Raw genomic sequence first — 17518 nt, 5'->3', positions numbered from 1 at the left:
GTCAGTCCCGCAGTTAATACACTTCATAATGGTTATTTGATGTTAGTTATCTAACACCTGATTTGTTAATAAAACACTGTAATCTTCCCGCCGACGAATCAAGCGATGCGTGCCATTTTCTAGCAATACTTCCGCAGGTTTGGGGCGATGTAAAAAGTGAGACGACATTGCATAACCATAAGCACCGACATCTAGAATGGCAACAATATCGCCAATTTCTAAAACTGGGAGTTGGCAATTTTTCCCCAGATAATCTCGTGAATATGTGGTATTACCACAAATATCAGTTGTGAATGGATTGTCTGTTTGCTTCCAGGTGATAATTTCTCGGTAGCCGCCGTGTACTGAGGGTACTGAAAGATTAGCAACGGTGGTATCAACTCCAACAATCTGTTTTTCTCCTTGCCATTTCACCGAAACAACTTGAGCCAGCAAAGTTGCACATCCAGCGATCGCACTTCGTCCCGGTTCAATTACCAAATCAATTTCCCGCCCTAAACGAGTAATTCTCTCGGTTAACTCAGCCCCAAATATTTCCCAGTCAAAGGCTGTTTTGTTGTGGTGATAAGGATAGCCAAAACCACCACCAAAATCTAAATATTCCCAATCTGGTAACTTTTGTGCTGTGGAAATCACTGTATTGATCGCTTGGGTAAAAGCGGCTGTGGCGTTAGTTCCCGTACCTCGATAGAAGTGTAAACCATTCAGCTTTAATCCAGCCTCACCAGTTAAAGCGATCGCATCACCAAATTCCTCTGGGCGTACACCAATGCGGCTATCTCCAGTAATTTCTGGCAAATTGAGGCGTAAACCTAGCCGAATAGATTTTTCTTTGTGTTTGGGTAAAACTTTGCAGCACAACTGCAACTGAGCGAGGCTATCGAGATTGAGAGTTGTAACTCCCCAATTCAGGACTTGTAGCATCTCAGCTTGATTCAAATTACTGCCGCTATAAACAATCTCACTCGGATCGAAACCAGCTTGCAATCCTAAATAAATATCTCCTGGCGTATTAGCGTGAAGTCCCCACCCAAATGAACGAAAAATTTTTAACAGCGCAATGTTGCCATTAGTAACGCTTGCAAACCGAAATTGCGTGCGCGGATAACCGACTGCTTTGCTAATCCGCTCAATAGTTTCGTGCAAGCGATCGCCATTATAAACGTAAAGCGGAGAACCGTAGTTATTCAGTAACTCCTGAGCAAGTTCCCTGGAGAATGGGGGATTAAGGCGATTTTGAGTTAAATTATTTGATACCATTTACCAAAAATTACGAATTACGAATTATTTTGAAATTTCTCCATAGCCAACGATGTAACCAAAAGGGATGATCCCAAGATTGTTTACTTTGTTTTTCATTTAAAACGTGCGATCGCCAAAGTTGCCACATAATTAATAACCAGAGTGTTTCACCAATTCGACGGCCTTGAATAGCTGCTCCCAGTTTGCCTTCAACGATTTGTGCCGCGATGTGAGGATAAAAGTGATTGTTGGCGCGAAGTATTTCTGGATTGAGCCAAATGCCGAGTTGATGCCAAAAATCATTTAAACACCAAGAAGTTAAAGGAACCCCCATACCACGTTTTTGTCGCCAGACAATTTCGGGTGGAAGCCAATTTTCTACAGCCCGTTTGAGGATATATTTTTCACAAGCACCCTGCAAACAGAGTTCTCCAGAGAGGCGGAATGTCCACTCAGCTAAAGGTAAGTCACAAAAAGGCGATCGCACCCACAACCCATGAGCAAACCCCAATGCAGTCGCACGGGGATGGATATTCTGTCCTCCTTTGAGCATCAAACTAGCACGGCGGAGGCGATGCAGCAAAGATGGACACTCATTGCGATCTAAAGCCGCCAATAACCAATCTTCAGGATGCAAATTTTGGATCTGTACATAAACCTCCGGCTGATAAACTTGAGATTCGTATCCCCCAAGACGGTGAAAGGTGCGGAGATATTGCTGGATAAAAGTTTCTTGTCCAGCGGGATTTTCTGCTTGATAAACACTTGCGGCAATTAAAGGTTTGTTCGTCCAACCGGCAAATAATTGATCTCCACCTTCACCGTTAAAAATTACCTGAGTTTCCTGACTCGCCCTCTGAGATAGAAGATACAACGGAATACACACGCCATCTCCAAAGGGCAAATCCAATGCTTGCACAGTCGGAATTAGCGCATTCTCGATTGAACTGGGGGTTACTGCAACTTTAATTAGCGGAATTTTGATAAACTCGGCGACTTGTTCCGCATAGAGATATTCTGGAATACCTGCATCACCAAAATCTAAAGTGTAGGCGCGGACTTTCACCCCTGCTTGTACCAGCAGCGCCGCCACCACTGAAGAATCGAGTCCGCCAGAGAGAAACACCCCGACAGGCTCATCTTTTAAATCGGCAATTTGTCGCTCAATGGAGTTTTTAAGGAGAGTTTGCAATTCGGTAATTGCTGTAGCTTCATCTGTTAACTGTTCTGGCGCTTCCCGCCACGAGTGGATTTTTTTAGATTCAGGTGTTTTCAGAATACCTGATTGGCGATCGCTCTGCCAAACTAATTCAGTTCCCGCCGTCACTGCAAACACTTCATTAATAGGAGTTAAGGGTGTGGGAACGTAAGAAAAACAGCTATAACCATATAACCCAGGAATGCTAACTTCTGACTGTTGCAAAATCGGTAAAAGTAGTTGCAGTTGGGATGCAAACCAGATTATTTGTCCTTGCTGAGTCCAATACAAAGGCACTTTTCCGAAAGGTTCTCTTCCCAAAATTAGGCAGTTATTTTCCTGGAGATTTACCCAAGCATCAGGTGAAGTAAATAATCCTGATGCAAAGATGGCAGCAATTTGATTTTGTTGCGGCGGGGAATTGCCATCGAGTCCTATGTAAACAACATTCCAGATGGGAACAAGATTATTTTTCTGTGCAGAAAACTTCAAAGCCTCTCGCCTTCTAAAAGAAAGGTTTTCCACAACACTAGTTAACAGCGTTTCCAACTCCTGTTGAGTGCCGTAACCCCAATAGCCAAGAAAGTGATGCGGGATACCCATCTGGACTATTTAACTTCAAAGGTTGCATCGCTAATCTGCCGACTTTCTAGGAACATCTGCACCTGCCAATTGCCAACAGTTGCAGCCGGGTTAATAGTGTAGCGACACTGGGTATCCCAGACAGACGTATTAATCTCACGGGTTTGATAATTGTTTTGCTTGACAATTTGACCACTTGGGTCAATCCAATTACAAGAGAGAGCCAGCTTTTTACCCAAAGGTGCATCCTTTAAGGTGACACGATACAACACTTCTGGATTGGTTTGGCGGGAAATTGTCTTTAAGTCGCCGCCATTATCTTGTGTCAAAGTGATGCGGTCTTGTTGAGCATAAACACGGGAAAGTCTTGAACTTTGCTGCTGCATGAAAAATATTGTAGATGCAATGACAACCACTATAACTACCACGACTCCAGAGGTAATCCATCGATTGCGGCGTTGTTGTACTTCCAGTGCTTGGCGGCGATTTAACTGAATCAGCGCTTCATCTAGTAACTCTGGCGGTAAATTCAACTCCTGTAAAATTTCTCTCAGCTGCTGTTGGTCTAGTTCTGCTTCCCGACGCAATTGCAGACCTTCTACTTCTGTAACTATTTGTGATAATTGTTCTTGAGTCAGTCGCTGCGTCATAGCTTAACTCCTGTTGAAAAATTTGATTGCGATCGCTAAATCTCACTTTTGTAGGTACATCATAAGCTACAAAATAAAGTTGTTGCTTTTCGGATTCTTTAAGAGATACTTTTGTAAACACAGACGCGATGAATCGCTTCTCTACTTCTCACTCTTGTACAGACGCGATGAATCGCGTCTCTCCCAACTCAGCACTGATTATGACTCAAGAACAACAAACTACAATTGCAGGTATCTATGAAGTCTGCATCGGCATTCCAGAGCCAATTTCTGCAATTCACTATTGGGAGCAATTTGGCTATCGCATTGGTGAAGTGGGTGAATTAACCGCAGATGTAGCCCATCAATTATATGGAGTGAATTCGTCTTTACGCTCAATCCGCCTCTACCACCAAAATGCAGATCATGGTTTAATTAGGCTGATGGTTTGGCAAAATCCCACCAATGAAGGTTTGGGAATAGCGTCAATGAAAATTAAGGGAAATCGCTGGGCAACAAGTTTAACTGCGGATGTCTTGAGTATTTTAAATCATATAGAGGATGCAAAAGCATCAGGTTTCCCTATTAGATACTCTAGCCCTTATTGGGAAGTCATCTACAACAAAGATAGAAAAAGCCGTCCTTTTCTTGAGCCAGCAGTTGGCGTGCGAGAAATGCTGCTACTACAACCCTTAGCTAGACAGGTTTTGTTTCAACGATTTGGCTATACGCTACCGCATTACGGACAAGTTAACCAGAATGGGCCTCTCAAGACTAGTCAGTTTACCCATATAGGGATTATCGTTCAGGATGATAGCAAAGAAACTCTGAAGTTTTATGAAGAAGTTTTAGGTTTGCTGCGTGTGCGTGATGGTGTCGAAACTAGCTATGAATCATCGCCAGCAGGTCGAGATATTTTTGACCTGAATCCTGGTGAAAAGTTTATTGTCACTACCTTTGACGATCCCCGTTCTTCTAAGTCTGACCTGATGGCTACGCGTAGTGGTAGACTTTATGTGATTCGATTCCCAGAATCTCTTAATTTAGAATCGCGTTTTGAGGCGGCCCAACCAGGTAGCTTGGGTATGTCTTTATATACCTATCGCGTTAAGGGAATACAGGAATATTGCGATCGCATCAAGGCGAGTACTGCACAAAAAGTTACAGACATTATTAGTAATGAATTTGGCGAGACAAGTTTCTCCTTTATCGCACCAGATGGCTATTTCTGGACTTTGCTAGAAGGTAATTAACTAAACCTCTGACCAAAAAGAATGTAGATAGGCGGAATTTCGCGTCTATTATTTGTTACTTGTAACTACTAGAATTAACATAGCGAAAAAGAAGACTTCTTGCAAAAGCCAAAAAACCGCCCAGAAATTGATTTTCGGGCGGTTCAAGTATTTTTGCAATAGATTTAATAAAAATTCCCAATACCTCCTTCCCATTAGTTTAAATTTCTTTATTTCCGCCAATAGACAGTTGTTTTTTGCTATGTTTCAACTCTTTCCAAAGTGACTTAATTTGCTGGTAAGCCTCTTCCTGAGACAATTTACCGCCAGTTTCTAGGCAAGTGATGTAACTAATTTTTTGAGAGAATTCTTGGAGGTTGGCATTAAACACCAAGTTCTCTGGCTGAAATTTTCCATAATATCGGCTACGAGGGTAAAGAAAGCTGTTTTTGTCTTGCGAGTTAGGTTGTGTCATAAATTTTATCTCTGTAATTCTTTCTTAAATTTATAAACTATAATTTCTCTCTTTGTGTATATACACAGAATAAAATTCAAATTCCTGAAGAAAGAAGTTAATTTTTTAGTTCAATATTAGGATAAGGCAGAAGGAAAGGTAATTAACTGTGGAAAATACTGAAATAAGTGCGTCATCTACCAAAAGGAGTAAGTGAAATAGCATATTGCTGATTAAACTCGACTTGATAAAATCCGGCTCAAATAATATCATGCCTGCATAATTAGTTATGATTACCATAGTCTTTAGCTAAGGTTGATAGCGAAGGCTAAAGTAAAAGCCATCATCCTGAGCGTTATTACCGCGATCGCTCAGATCGATAAATGGAAATCCATAATCGAGCCGCAAAAAGAGATTATCAATTCCCATTGCCTGATTCCACAATAATCCTAAGCCTGCGCCCACCAAAAAAGTTTGATTGGGTAGCGGATTGGGATTATCAGACTGATTCCAGACGGCTCCCATGTCTAGAAATGGCGCAAGTTGAATTGTAGAGAATCCAGATTCATTGCGCTGCACTGTAAACCGATCTTCGATCGCTACCCGAAATCCATTATCCCCGGAACGGATATTTTGGCGATATCCCCTTACCGATTGTCCACCGCCAATGACAAATTGCTGGGAAGGTAAAAGGCTATCTGGTGTAAGCTGTAAGTCTGCTTGGATGAGCAATAAATGATCGTTACTCAGTTGCTGCACGCGCTGTATTTGACCTAGCCAACTGAAAAAGCGACCATCGGGTATGGGATCATTATTGATAGTTGCATCTAATATATCAATGCCAAAATTAAATTGTGATCGCAAAAACCAAGCTCCTTGAGGTTCGCGCCTGATATAATCTTGACCAAATTTAATTACACTGGTGCGGCTAACGCCATTGGCATCAGGCCCAATGCCAAAGGGGGTTGCGAGGTTATCAAAAAGGAAGGTTTGACCATCTTGATAGGTAAATCCTAAAGATAGGGCAAATTCTTCTTTGGGCGATCGCATCAATGGTTGACGATAATTGATTTCATAAAGATCCTGGTTTGCCCGAATTTCAAAGGCATCAAAGGGTGGCTCAGTAATTTCGTTGCGATTAAATGCGGCTCGAATCTGCACTTTGCCGTTCATGGCGTTCACGGGAACCTGATAACTAAAATCAAAGACATCAGAACCACCAGAGAGTGTATGGTAATAAGAGCCTGCTAACTCATCTCCCATACCAGTTAAATTGCGCGATCGCAATTCAACACCCAATCTTTCCGCCCCAATACTGGGAGGCGAATAATTATCTACACCCAAACTACCAATTAAAGTTTTTGCCTCTTCAACTCTGACAACGAGAATACTTTGACCAACCTGACCCGTTGGACGCAAACTCGCTTCCACATTGGTAAATAAGGGATCGAGTCGCAATAATTTCAACTGTTCTTCGAGCTTACCAGTATTCAGAGGAATACCAGCACCTAGCTGAATGCGACTACGAATATAAGATGGGTTTAATCGCCGCGTCCCTTCGATATCAATCTCTGTCAAACGTCCTTCCAACACCTGAATTACCACAACACCATCTGCGGTACTTGATTGTTGAGTGTCTGGAATTGCTCTGGAATTTATATAGCCTTTATTTAGGTAAAGCTGAGTAACGGCATCTGCGGCTTGTCTAATTTCTTCTAAAGTTAAGTCCCGTTCTTCAAACGGTTTCACTACTGGATTAAAGTCATTTTCCTTAAAAACTGTGCTACCTACAACCTGAATTTTCCGAACCCGAATGCGTTGTGGTGTTTCTGGTTGTGGGTTCGGGTTAGTTGCCGGGACAGGTTGTGTTTCCTGTACTATTTGTAACTCTGACTGACTGCTATTTTGAATCGAGTCTGGTGTAAAAATATTAGCTGTAGCTCTAAGTCCATTTGCAGTTACAATCCAGACCGCAGGCAGAATTAGCAAGCCGCACCAAAAACTGAAACTGTGCTTACTGCATTTAGTAGTTGCCAAACTCTGCCAGGTGTCTAACTGATGAGAGAAATAGACACTTCTTTGCTGAGTCGTTGCTCTAGGCTGAACACCAGTTTCTGTTTCTTTTCTCATTTCTCTTCAGTGGAGTGCCTTATATAACGACTGGGCTGATTTTGATTTTTGAGTATGCTATGGCAGGAGGCAGGAGGCAGGAGGCAGGAGGCAGGAGGCAGGAGGTAGAGTAACCTATGTTTAAAATGTGGGACTTAGGCTGTGAAGGCTTTGTCTCTTTTGCTAGCGTTTCAATACAATTCTTGTTTTGAAACTAGGTTTTATACCCAGAAATAAAATAATCAATCATACTTCTTTCCTGCTGCCTCCTGCCCTCTGCCTCCTGCCTTCTCTTCTGAATATTTCAATATCATATTTTTGACATTCAGATTTCAAAAGATTTGTAACTACAACTATAATTAACAGCGATTTTTTCTAAGTAATAGTCCCTAGCATTATATTGTGGTAACAGGTAGAAAACTTGGGAAAACTTCGATGTCACCACTGATTTCCATTGTCATCGTCAATTACAACCGGGAGTCTTACCTTGAAGAAGCGATCGCTAGCGTCTTAGCGCAGACATGGCAAGACTTTGAGCTACTAATTTGGGATGATGGCTCTACAGACAGATCGGTGACGATCGCAAACAATTATGCTCAACAAGATGGGCGAGTGCGGCTAGTCCAAGCACACAATCAAGGATATACGGCGGCACTTAAAGCAGCAATCAACCTAACTAATGGCACTTACATCGGTCTGGTAGACAGTGATGATATCCTAGCCCCCACTGCCCTTGCCCAAACTGCTAAAGTCCTCAACAGCCATCCAGATACAGGATTTGTTTACACCGATTACTTAAATATTGATCGAGACAGCAAAGTGATCGGTTACGGTCATCGCTGTGCCATTCCCTATTCCCCAGAAGGTCTTTTAGTAAACTTCATGACGTTTCACTTCCGCTTGATTCGACGGTGGGTTTACGACCGGGTGGGAGGTGTTAACAAGTCGTTCCTCTGTGCCCAAGACTATGACCTATGTCTGCGACTTTCAGAAGTAGCCCAAGTGCGCCGAGTTCCAGAGCCACTCTACCTCTACCGGAATCATTCTCAAAGCATCTCTGTCACCAAAAGAACAGAACAAATCCTCTGGTCTAAGCGAGCGATCGCTCAAGCACTTTGGCGACGCGGATTAGCAGATAAGTTACAAATCGATGTAGAATTGCCCACAGGTCGCTTTATATTGCGGCGCAAAAAATCTTTATTGTCTAATATCGCCGCTTCAGTCCTAGTTATTGCCTCGCTGGTAAGTCCCAGATTAGCCCAAGCACAACAAATAGTTCCTGCTGCCGATGGCACAAACACAATTGTTACACCAAACGGCAATCGACTTGATATCACTGGCGGCACAACTTCTAAAGATGGTGCAAACCTCTTTCACAGCTTTCAACAATTTGGGATTTCACCAGAACAAATCGCCAACTTTCAAGCTAGTCCGGCGCTGCAAAATATTCTTGGTCGAATTACAGGCGGGAATGCCTCGGTTATCAATGGTTTAATTCAAGTGACAGGTGGCAATGCTAACCTTTTCTTGATGAATCCAGCCGGATTTATTTTTGGAGCAAACGCTAGTTTAAATGTGCCTGGTACTTTTACGGTGACAACAGCTAACGGCATTGGCTTCGGCAGCAGTTGGTTTAACGCCATTGGTGTGAATGACTACAATGCTTTAGTGGGAAACCCCAACGGATTTGCCTTTAGTACAAACCAGCCAGGAGCGATCGCAAATGCTGGAAATTTGGCAGTAGGTACTGGGCAAAATTTGAATTTATTAGCTGGAAATGTAATCAACACCGGGCAACTTTCAGCACCTGGAGGGCAGATTGCCGTTACATCAGTACCAGGACAAAATTGGGTGCGTCTTAGTCAGCCAGGAAATCTTTTAAGTCTAGAAATTCAGCCCCTCGCCTCTAGTAGCAACCAACCCAATAACTGGACAATTCCCATCGCCTCTTTACCAGAACTGCTGACAGTTGGTAACACAGGGTTAACTGCCAATCCTGATGGAACGGTAAAATTAACAGGCTCTAATGTAATAATTCCCACAACTCCAGGTACAACGATTGTTTCTGGGACAGTGAATGCAGCGAGTCAAACAGGCGGTACTGTAACTGCTTTGGGTAAAAAAGTCGCGGTGATTGATGCCAATATTAACGCCTCTGGAAACAATGGCGGCGGTACTGTGCTAATTGGTGGAGATTATCAAGGTAAGGGGACTTTACCCAATGCAGATCGGACTTATGTAGACTCAAAATCCGTCATTAATGCTAATAGCAATTTGAATGGAAATGGCGGACGGGTAATTGTTTGGGGTAACGACACAACCAAGTTTTTTGGTAACATTTCGGCTCGTGGAGGAGCAAATGCTGGCAATGGTGGTTTTGTAGAAGTATCAGGCAAAAATTTCTTGACCTTCAACGGTTTGGTAGATACTTCAGCCGTTAATGGCAACTTTGGCACTTTATTGCTAGACCCCAGCACATTGACCATTATCGATGGTGGGACAGGGACATTTGATGCCACAGCAGGCAATATTGCCTTTAACAATGCAGATATTGGGGCTAATACTGTTTCTTGGGGTGCGATCGCAGCTTCAGGTACAAATATCAACTTACAAGCCACAGGCAACATTACCATCAATGACATCACCGGGGATACGCCCTTAGTGACTACTCCTGGTATCGCTACATTAAACTTGGGTGGTGGAAGCTTTAACCTGTCCTCACAAACTGGTTCTGTAAACTTTGTCAATCCCACCAACACAATCCAGACAACTGGAGGAGCGATTAACATTTCAGGAGCTAGCTTATCGCTGGGAAATTTAAATACAAGTAGAACTAGTGGGAATAGTGGCAATGTAACCTTGTTTGCAACTAGCAATATCACTGCGGGCAACATTATTGCCAGTGGTCAGGGCTACTCTGCGGGTAATATTACAGTCCAAAGCACAAATGGTGCAATTACCCTAAATAACCTAAACACTAACAATATTCAAGGGTTTTCTGGATTTGGATATGGTGGCATTATTATTACAGATGCGGGAACAGTAAGTTTGACTGCCGCAGGCAACATCTTCACAGGTACTATTAACTCTTCTTCAAATGATGCTAATGGCTCAGGTAGGGCTGGCGATGTAGTCGCAACAACCACAGGCGGCAGTATTACCACAGGAGCAATTAACTCATCTGTAGTTAAGGAAGGAGGTGGCGATTTTATCGGCGCAGCTGGCGCGGTCAGCTTAACTGCCAGAGATAATATCACCGTTAATGGGGCTATTGATGCCTCAGCAAGCGCTACTGGAGTGGATGGTGATGTAAGTGGGAATAGTGGCAATATAACCTTGTTTGCGAGTGGTGATATCATTGCGGGCAACATTATTGCCAGTAGTCAGGGCTACTCTGCGGGTAATATTACAGTCCAAAGCACAAATGGTGCAATTACCCTAAATAACCTAAACACTAACAATATTCAAGGGTTTTCTGGATTTGGATATGGTGGCATTATTATTACAGATGCGGGAACAGTAAGTTTGACTGCCGCAGGCAACATCTTCACAGGTACTATTAACTCTTCTTCAAATGATGCTAATGGCTCAGGTAGGGCTGGCGATGTAGTCGCAACAACCACAGGCGGCAGTATTACCACAGGAGCAATTAACTCATCTGTAGTCAAGGAAGGAGGTGGCGATTTTATCGGCACTGCTGGCGCGATTAGTTTAACTGCCAGAGATAATATCACCGTTAATGGGGCTATTGATGCCTCAGCAAGTGCGACTGGAGTGGATGGTGATGCAAGCGCTACAGGTGGCAACGTTACTCTACAAACTACGAATACTGCTGGCAGCACAATTCGTTTTAGCAGCATTGACACTAGGGGCGCAACAAATATTGGTGATGCAAACATTGTCAAAGGTGGCAATGTGCAAGTGTTAACAAACGGTTTGGTTCAAGGGACAGGGATAACTTCTACAGGTGAGACGATCGCTACCGGAGGAGTTTTTATTGACAATCCTGATGTTATTGACAATCCTGATGAGGGGGGAGAAGTTGGTATTGCTGCGATCGTTGAACCTTTCGTGATTGTTAATAGCTTTGCGCCTCCTGTAGGAGGTACTGTCACAATTCGACATGATGGTGGCGCAGATAATGTCCCATTTGTCGTAGGTGATGCAACGAGTGTCAATGGCATAGCCGCAACAATTAATGCAGGAGGGAGTTCAATCATTCCTTCTGGGAACTTTCCAGTCTTGCCTAATGGTGGAGATGCTAGCGGCACACCAACCGGCATCACCATTACTTCCGTTAACACCCCGCCAACATTAACGGCAAACTCATCGCTACCCGATACCCAGACTAATCAACCAGTGACCTTGACGTTCTCTAGTTTGGCTCCACTGATCAGCGATGCTAATAATGACATCACCTCCATCAAGGTTGATCTGGTGAATACGGGAAATCTGACTGTGAATGGACTTCCTGTCATCCCTGGTATTACTACCTTATCTAGCGGCGATACTTTGGTATACACACCTCTAGCAGATACGAATGGGTCACTAAATGCCTTTGTAATTAGTGCAAATGACGGCGTTTCCTCTTCTGCACCTGTACAGATAGGAATCAACGTCAGTCAGACTCCTACCCCAATTCCTACCCCAATTCCTACCCCGACTTTTACTCCGAATCCTGATACTCCGAATCCTGACCCCTGCACATTCCAATGCAATCTACCAGATAAACCAAATAACCCTGTCCCCAATAATCCTAAGATTGATAACCCCGTTCTTAATACCGACCCCACTCCCGAAGACAATTTCACAGATGATTTTGCCGACCATTTAGGCATACCCAGCCCTAGAATCAAAACCCTAGATGATGCCAAAGAAATTGCTCGCAAAATTGAAGAAGCTACTGGTGTAAAACCTGCATTTATCTACATCAGTTTTGTCCCTGTGGAAATTCTACCAGAGGTAAATTTAGGCAAAGCTAAAAAATTTACGAAACAGTTAAATACCATAGGAGAAAAGGATAGTGACCAACTAGAAATAGTAGTAGTAACCGGAAAAGGCGATCCTATCCGCAAGCGCATCCCAGAAACAACTAAAGCCAAAGTTCTCCAAGTAGCTCAAGAATTTCGTGACCAAATCGTTAGTCCACAAAACCGTCGTCGCACCGGTTATTTGCGTTCATCTCAACAACTTTATCGCTGGATTATTGCACCACTAGAGGCAGATTTACAGGCGAGAGGAATCAACAATCTGGTCTTTTTACCAGACATTGGGTTACGTTCAACCCCAATGGCAGCACTTCACGATGGTAAGGGATTTCTAGTAGAAAAATACAGCATTGGCTTAATGCCTAGTCTTAGTTTGACTAATACCCTCTATAAAGACATAAAAAAATCTCAAATTTTAGCGCTGGGGGTTTCTCAGAGTACTCAGGGACAAGAGCCTTTACCAGCAGTCCCCCTTGAGTTATCAACACTAGTATCTAAACTCTGGCAGGGCAAATTATTGTTAGACAAGCAAGCCACCTTAGAAAATCTCAAAACAATCCGCCGCCAACAACCTTTTGGAATTATTCACATGGCAACCCATGCCGATTTTGCTACTGGTGCTTTAAGTAATTCCTATATTCAACTGTGGGAAGACAAGTTACGCTTGAACCAATTACGACAGTTGCGCTTGAATGAACCTGAAGTTGAAATGCTGGTGCTGAGTGCTTGTAGAACAGCTTTAGGGGATGAAGAATCCGAACTGGGATTTGCGGGTTTAGCAGTGCTGGCAGGTGTGAAAACTAGTGTTGCTAGTCTTTGGTCGGTTAATGATGCTGGCACAGCAGCGTTGATGACAAAATTTTATGAGAACTTAAAGACAGCGCCAATTAAAGCAGAAGCTCTCAGACAGGCTCAGGTAGCTATGGTCAAAGGGCAAATTTATGTAAAGGATGGACAAGTGCAAGGTTTAGGAATAGTTGGGAATTTGCCTTTACCTGCTGACAGTGCTGATGAATCACTTATACATCCTTATTATTGGGCTGGATTTACAATGGTTGGTAATCCTTGGTGAAGGTAGAGAATATAGAGTCAAAGAGCCGCCATCTTAGCTTTGGCTACCCACGCCAAGAGAGGTAATTGTGAACTACCCCGCCAAGGCTTGCCTACGGCACGCTGGCGCGAACGCTTGAAGGCGGGGCTTCCAACTTCACAGGACTTACGCAACTGGCACAGTGCGATCGCTATTTTATAGTATTTATGTACTATATGAAAATGGGGTACCACAGGTAATTGCTGAAATTAGTAACAATAATCGGCTGTGTCAGTATTCTTCAAATTATGAGAAAAACGGACGTTGTACAAAAAGTGTGTAAGGAACGATTGCAAGTTGAGGAGTAACACCTTTGAATTAAAGCAATTGACTGGCATTGACATGATTCAATGCCGTAAGGCTCGTATTCAAAGAAATCATGAAAGCCTCGCACTATTTTAGTCTGGCTTAGGCTCAAAGATTTAGCTTATAAAACTGGTCAAACAATCTATCAAATTAAGCATGGATTGTTATCAAATTATTTAGTTCAGCAACTAAAACGTCCGGCTGTTCCTATGTTTATCGCGTAGTTGCTTGACGCGCGGCGCGGTTACACCGCGCCATTGCTTGTGAAAGTTGCGTAAGTCCTGTATTTGATAACCGGTTAGTGCCACCATAGTTTTTTTCTACAAGATTAATTTTTTCCTGTTCACATTGATTGTTCCCATTAATACAAATGTGCTGAACGTTTGGGAAGAGAATTTTGTAACAAGATATAAATGTGCGATCGCTAAATTCTTATTTACAGCATCAAAACTCTAGTAATTGACTACAAAATCACAAAAAAGGCGAATTTTTGTGTATGCTTTGAGACCAAGTGCCTTAGCGATACATTTCCGGGAGTAATCATGGAACGCATCATTTCTGCGTTGGGAATTTTAGTTTTTATCAGTATATCCTACGCCTTTTCTATTAATCGTCGTGCGGTGCGTTGGCGAATAGTGACGTGGGGTTTGGGATTGGAATTTGTGTTTGCACTATTGATTCTTAAAACTCCTTGGGGTTTGACTGTGTTTAAATCTCTGGGAGATATTGTCAGCCAATTTTTAGCATTTTCTGATGTTGGTGCCAAATTTGTCTTTGGAGAAAATTTTAAGGATCATTTCTTTGCTTTCCAAGTGCTGCCGACAATTATCTTTTTCTCTGCCTTCATCAGCGTCTTGTATTACTACGGTATTTTACAGCGAGTCGTAAACGTGATGGCGTGGGTAATGATGAAGACGATGAAAACATCAGGTTCTGAATCTTTATCCTGTGCAGGTAACATCTTTTTGGGGCCAACAGAGTCGGCCCTGATGGTTAAACCTTATATAGCGAATATGACGCAATCGGAACTCCATGCCGTGATGACGAGTGGTTTTGCCACAATAGCCGGTGGAGTACTAGGGGCATATCTTTCCTTTGGGCTACCAACAGAACACCTAATTGCTGCTTTCTTTATGACTGCTCCTACATCGTTAGTAGTATCAAAATTACTTTACCCCGAAACAGAAGTATCAGAGACGGCTGGTAAGGCAAAAGCGTATGTAGAAACCAATTATGTAAATGTAATTGATGCTGCTACTACCGGAGCAATTGACGGCGTGAAGCTAGCAGTTAACGTGGGGGTGATAATTATCGCCTTTTTGGGATTATTGGCTGCCCTGAATGCACTTTTAGGATGGTTAGGGGCATTTGTAGGCTTACAGCAACTCTCATTGCAGTGGATTTTGTCTTTTCTCATGGCTCCCGTAGCATGGCTAATGGGCGTACCTTGGGCTGATTGTCGGCAAGTTGGGGCTTTATTGGGTACAAAAACAATTCTCAATGAGTTTATTGCTTTTTTGGATTTGAAGGCACTAATTGAAAGTGGAAAAATCTCTCAACGCGCAGTAATTATTACAACTTACGCATTATGTAATTTTGCAAATATAGGTTCAATTGGTATTACCATTGGCGGCATTGCGGGGATAGCACCTAATCGCCAGCATGACTTAGCTCGTATGGGTGTAAGGTCAATGATTGGCGGATTGTTAGCGGGTTTTATCACCGCTTGTATTGCTGGGATATTGATTTGAATAATTCTTTAAAATAGATTTTATCAAATGAGCGAACCGACAGTTTGACAATCCCTTATATCATGTCCGGTTAAAGACTTATCATTAAGACCGCTCCAGGGGCAGAGGTGCAGAGGGGATGGGTTTTTGGGCTTTCTGCATAGAGAAAGGGAATTATAACTAATTAGCCGGACATGATATTACTCATCTGTAGAGTAGAACTGTTGGGCGTAAAAACGGGCATACCGTCCTTCTTGAGACAGGAGGGAGGTGTGAGTACCAGCTTCAACCACCTGTCCTTGTTCGATTACCAGAATGCAGTCAGCCCGACGAACGCTGCTCAAGCGATGGGCGATAATAAACACGGTACGGTTTTGCATCACTCGTTCTAGTGCTTCTTGAACTAGTGCTTCTGATTCAGAATCGAGGGCAGAGGTGGCCTCATCCAGGATGAGAATTCGAGGATCGTTGGCAACTGCTCTGGCGATCGCTAATCTTTGGCGTTGTCCTCCTGATAGGTTAACTCCACGCTCTCCCACCCAGGTATGATAACCTTGGGAAAACTGGGTGATAAAGGAGTGAGCGTTGGCAATCTTGGCTGCTTCCTGAATCGCTGCTAAATCTAATTCTTCTTGACCGTAACCGATATTTTCAGCGATCGTTCCCGAAAAAAGAGTAACATCTTGGGGAACAATGCCAATTTGATGGCGCAAGCTGGTAAGCGTGACATCACGAATATCAATATTATCAACCAGAATTTGACCCCTCTGAGGGTCATAAAAGCGAAGTAAAAGATTAATTAACGTCGATTTGCCTGCTCCAGAAGAACCAACCAAGGCAATGACATCACCAGGAGAAGCGTCTAGGCAGAGATCCTTAAGAACTGGCTGGTCGGGATTGTAGGCGAAATCAACATGACGATACTCTACCTTGCCCATAACTCGTGGCATTGCCTGAGCATTCGATTTTTCGCTGATACTAGGTTCCTTCGCCATCAGTTCAAAGATGCGTTCAACAGAAGCTTCGGTCTGTTTGTACTCGTTGTAATTGCTAATCATCATGTCGATTGGCTGAATCAGTATAGCCACAGCAGCTAAGAAACTGATAAACCCTTGAGCTGTCAGCTGATTCTGAGAAATCTGCCATCCTCCTAATAAAAACAGCAGTATAATACTAACTGCTTCCAAAAAACCGACAACGGGAAACTGAATGGATTTAAGTTGTAGAGCGCGATACTTAGCTTGGCGATTGATTTCTGCTTCTTTATTGAATCGCTTCACTTCATATTCTTGGGCTGCAAAAGCCTGAACGACACGAATCCCGCTAAATACTTCAGTTAGCATCGCCGACAAATTGGAAACCTGATTTTGGCTCTGGCGAGATAGCACGAGTAATCGCTGACCAAATTGCCCGATCAACCAAGCCATTAAAGGAGCCAAAATCAAACCTGCAAGAGTGAGCGGCCAATTCAGGTAGAGCATGTAAATGGGAATCGCAATTAACTGCAACAAATTGGAAAGAAACTGATGGGATAACTTGTCCACAATCTCGCCGACGCGATCAATATCTTCAGTCAGACGATAAGTCAGGTCTCCCGTCTGTGTGGTTTCAAAGTAATCTAATCCAAGTTTGTGCAGGTGAGCATAAACGCGCTTACGCAAGTTTAAAACCATGTTCAGAGCAGCAGCGATCATAAAGACATTCTGCCCGTATTGACAAAGCCCTCGAACCAAAAATACTAAAGTGGCTAGTCCGAGCCAGTAGGCAATCTGGTTAACATTTCCCTGGCCAAGATAAAAAGAGACCTGACCTGCTAAATAGGGCACTGCTAGGGTGAATAACACAAATCCTAGAATACAAGCCAATCCCCGAATTAACAGCGGCCATTGGGGCCAGAGATAAGGCAACAGCTGCCAGTAACTAGAGCGGACTTTCATAGGTAAGTAAGAATTCAGGAG

General features: G+C 43.1%; 10 protein-coding genes. 3 read left to right on the top strand and 7 right to left on the bottom strand.

What is annotated here, in order from left to right; all coding sequences use genetic code 11:
* Window positions 1-42: 42 nt before the first annotated feature.
* The 3 genes from HWQ40_RS18380 to HWQ40_RS18370 are packed head-to-tail and all read right to left on the bottom strand — an operon-like array spanning window position 43 to window position 3672.
* On the bottom strand, window positions 43-1260 hold the full coding sequence (locus HWQ40_RS18380; RefSeq protein ID WP_292780154.1) for a decarboxylase: 1218 nt from the start codon (window positions 1258-1260) through the stop codon (window positions 43-45).
* A 10-nt stretch (window positions 1261-1270) separates the two neighbouring features.
* Window positions 1271-3043, bottom strand: coding sequence for an asparagine synthetase B (locus tag HWQ40_RS18375; protein WP_292780153.1), 1773 nt, complete (start codon window positions 3041-3043; stop codon window positions 1271-1273).
* Window positions 3044-3048: 5 nt separating this feature from the next.
* Complete coding sequence (locus HWQ40_RS18370; protein WP_292780151.1) at window positions 3049-3672, bottom strand: DUF3859 domain-containing protein; 624 nt, start codon at window positions 3670-3672, stop codon at window positions 3049-3051.
* A 200-nt stretch (window positions 3673-3872) separates the two neighbouring features.
* Here HWQ40_RS18370 and HWQ40_RS18365 point away from each other — a divergent pair, with 200 nt between their 5' ends.
* A complete protein-coding gene (locus HWQ40_RS18365) occupies window positions 3873-4904 on the top strand; it encodes a VOC family protein (protein WP_292780182.1) in 1032 nt (343 codons plus the stop codon).
* A 199-nt stretch (window positions 4905-5103) separates the two neighbouring features.
* On the opposite strand, the gene HWQ40_RS18360 is transcribed toward HWQ40_RS18365, so the two are convergent.
* Together HWQ40_RS18360 and HWQ40_RS18355 are read right to left on the bottom strand one after the other, a co-directional pair.
* Complete coding sequence (locus HWQ40_RS18360) at window positions 5104-5358, bottom strand: hypothetical protein (RefSeq protein WP_292780150.1); 255 nt, start codon at window positions 5356-5358, stop codon at window positions 5104-5106.
* A 288-nt stretch (window positions 5359-5646) separates the two neighbouring features.
* Window positions 5647-7467, bottom strand: coding sequence for a ShlB/FhaC/HecB family hemolysin secretion/activation protein (locus tag HWQ40_RS18355; RefSeq protein ID WP_292780148.1), 1821 nt, complete (start codon window positions 7465-7467; stop codon window positions 5647-5649).
* A 414-nt stretch (window positions 7468-7881) separates the two neighbouring features.
* Between HWQ40_RS18355 and HWQ40_RS18350 the strand changes: the two genes are divergently transcribed.
* Window positions 7882-13506 carry a CHAT domain-containing protein gene (locus HWQ40_RS18350; RefSeq protein ID WP_292780146.1) on the top strand — a complete coding sequence of 1875 codons (5625 nt, stop codon included), beginning with the start codon at window positions 7882-7884 and terminating at the stop codon, window positions 13504-13506.
* A gap of 17 nt (window positions 13507-13523) precedes the next feature.
* On the opposite strand, the gene HWQ40_RS18345 is transcribed toward HWQ40_RS18350, so the two are convergent.
* On the bottom strand, window positions 13524-13718 hold the full coding sequence (locus HWQ40_RS18345; protein ID WP_292780145.1) for a hypothetical protein: 195 nt from the start codon (window positions 13716-13718) through the stop codon (window positions 13524-13526).
* A 654-nt stretch (window positions 13719-14372) separates the two neighbouring features.
* Here HWQ40_RS18345 and HWQ40_RS18340 point away from each other — a divergent pair.
* Entirely contained in the window at window positions 14373-15581 is a 1209-nt protein-coding gene (locus tag HWQ40_RS18340; RefSeq protein ID WP_292780144.1) for a NupC/NupG family nucleoside CNT transporter, read from the top strand.
* 179 nt (window positions 15582-15760) lie between these two features.
* Here the strand turns inward: HWQ40_RS18340 and HWQ40_RS18335 are convergent, their stop codons facing one another.
* Window positions 15761-17497 (bottom strand): ABC transporter ATP-binding protein, encoded by a 1737-nt coding sequence (locus HWQ40_RS18335; RefSeq protein ID WP_292780142.1) that lies wholly within the window; start codon window positions 17495-17497, stop codon window positions 15761-15763.
* Window positions 17498-17518 lie beyond the last annotated feature (21 nt).

Origin of the sequence: Nostoc sp. NMS9, from assembly GCF_017114995.1 — a bacterium.
Taxonomy (GTDB): domain Bacteria; phylum Cyanobacteriota; class Cyanobacteriia; order Cyanobacteriales; family Nostocaceae; genus Nostoc.
This window is presented reverse-complemented; position numbering and strand designations above follow the sequence as displayed.